We start from the raw sequence: 2,290 nt of genomic DNA, 5'->3' as shown, positions 1-2,290 counted from the left end.
CGCGGCCAGCAGCGCGCGGATCGGCAAGTACGCCACCACCGACCCGGTGACCGCCAGCCTCGCGCTGGTGCGCGGCAACCAGGTCGTCGCCCTCGTCACCGGCATCGACCTGCCGGCCGCGGCCGGCGTGCGCGAGTTCGGCTTCGTCGACGGCACCGGGGCCGCGGTGACACTGCCGTTCCAGGCCGGCGACCGGCTCGCGATCGTCAACGACTCGGCCGTCCCGCTGCCGGTGATCGGCACCGGGTCGACGGCGTACGCCGAGGCCGAGTGCGCCCTCGACCGCACCAGCGGCGCGCTCTCCGGGTGCGGCATCGCCGCGACCGGCTGGCGGCTGCAGGTCGACCTCGGCGTCGACGACGGCGGCACCGACCCCGGCGGCCCGACCGACCCCGGCGTGCCGGACGACCCGGGCGTGCCGACCGACCCCGGCCCCGACGCCCCGGTCACCGACTGCCCCAGCGGCATCGCCGCCGACGGGCTCCGGGTGCCGACCGCGAGTCGGCCGCCGACGTCGCTGGTCGGGTTCGACCTGGCCAAGGACGGCGCGAACCGGCTGCGCGGGGCGCTGGTCACCTCGCTCACCGACAACCTCGTCGAGCGCCTGCCCAGCGGCCGGGGCGCCTACTACAGCAGCGCGACCCGCGCGGCGGCGTACTCCCTCGCCGGGACGGCGCAGACGCTCGCCTGGTCCGAGCACCACGACGTCACCCTCGACACCGGGCTGCTGATGCCGTGCGAGGCCGTCTACGCCACGCTGACGCCCGGCGGCCCCGCCCAGCCGCTGCTGTGGTCGGAGTCCGGCGGCCTCGACCACCTCGACGCCGCCGTCGACAGCACCGGCCGCCTCGCGCTGGTCGCCACCGACGCGGCGCCGCTGCACAAGGACGTGCGCGCGATCTACTGGCCGGCCGTGCGCCGCGACGGCGCCTACGCGCTCGGCACGGGCACCAGGCTGCCGCTGCGCGGCGTCGAGTCCGTCAAGGTCGCGACCGCCGGCGGCCGGGTCGCGATCGCGGTGACCGGCTTCGGCCGCCTCGCGGTGTACGCCGGGCCGCTCGCCGGGCCGTTGACGCAGGTCCACACCGCCCGCCGGGTCGACGCCAGCGCGCTCGACGTCGCGGTGGCGCGGGGCGGCAAGCCGGTCGTGTCCTACTCCAGCCACGGGCGGCTGCACCTGCTGATCGGCGGCAAGGACGTCGACACCCGCTATCCGGCGTGGGGTGCGGCGATGGCCCTGTCGAAGTCCGGGACCGTCGCCCACCTCGCCTGGTCGGTCAAGCCGACCGCCGCGCCCTGCTCGACCCCGAAGGGGCTGCTCTACGACTGCGCCGGCCCCAACGGGATGCTCGTCGCCGACGCCGCGCTCAGCAACGGCCGGCCGCGGCACGTGCGGCTCGCGGCGAAGTTCGCCGACGGGGTCGCCCCGCAGGTGGTCGTCGGGCCGGGCGACCGCGCGGCGGCGTACTTCATCCCCTCGACGAGCCGGCGGCTGATCGTCAAGCCGGTGCCGTGAGGCTCGACGGCCGAGACCCCCGCGGCCACGCGGGCTGCGGGGTCTCGATACGCCGTCGCTCGTCCCTCGCGACGGCTACTCGACCACCGAAGACAGCGCGATCACGACCTCGGCGACCGAGTGGCTGCTGGGGTCTCGATACGCCGCCGCTCGTCCCTCGCGACGGCTACTCGACCACCGAGGACAGCGCGGACCGAGTCGCTGCGGGGCTCGCGACGGCTACTCGACCACCGAGGACAGCGCGATCACGACCTCGGCCACCGAGTCGCTGCTGGGTCTCGATACGCCGTCGCTCGTCCCTCGCGACGGCTACTCGACCACCGAGGACAGCGCGGACCGAGTCACTGCGGGGTCTCGACAAGCTCGACCTACGAAGACAGCGCGATGACGACCTCGGCGACCGAGCCGACGGCGGCGTGCACGCGCTTGTCGACGGGGTCGGCCTTGGGGGCCAGGGTGCGCAGGGTCCACTCGCCGTCGCCGGCGAAGAAGCGGAAGTGCCCGCTCGCGGACGTCGGGACCTCGGCGGTGAACTCGCCGCTGCGGTCCAGAAGCCGCACGTACGCGTTCGGCACCGGCTCACCGTCGCGGAGCACCTGCCCCTGGACGATCGCCTCCTTCTTCACGTCGACGCCGTCCAGCGACAGCCCGCCCGCGGTCGCGCCGCACATCAGCGCCCCACCTCATCGGCAGAGCCGCGCTCGTCGCCCAGGACGACCGGGACGCCGACCAGCGAGCCGTACTCGGTCCACGAGCCGTCGTAGTTCTTCACGT

The 2,290-nt window shown here is 75.1% G+C and carries 2 protein-coding genes; one reads left to right on the top strand and one right to left on the bottom strand.

The genetic code is table 11. The features are described from left to right. A partial coding sequence (locus tag VGD85_RS19640) for a hypothetical protein (protein WP_331065121.1) occupies window positions 1-1,516 on the top strand: 1,516 nt, incomplete at its 5' end. Between the two features lie 368 nt (window positions 1,517-1,884). Here the strand turns inward: VGD85_RS19640 and VGD85_RS19635 are convergent. Next, window positions 1,885-2,187 carry a DUF1416 domain-containing protein gene (locus VGD85_RS19635; RefSeq protein ID WP_331065120.1) on the bottom strand — a complete coding sequence of 101 codons (303 nt, stop codon included), beginning with the start codon at window positions 2,185-2,187 and terminating at the stop codon, window positions 1,885-1,887. Window positions 2,188-2,290: the final 103 nt, after the last annotated feature.

Origin of the sequence: Nocardioides sp. (assembly GCF_036401255.1) — a bacterium.
Taxonomy (GTDB): domain Bacteria; phylum Actinomycetota; class Actinomycetes; order Propionibacteriales; family Nocardioidaceae; genus Nocardioides.
Note: the sequence above shows the minus strand (reverse complement) of the source record. Positions and strands in the feature narration are given on the sequence as shown.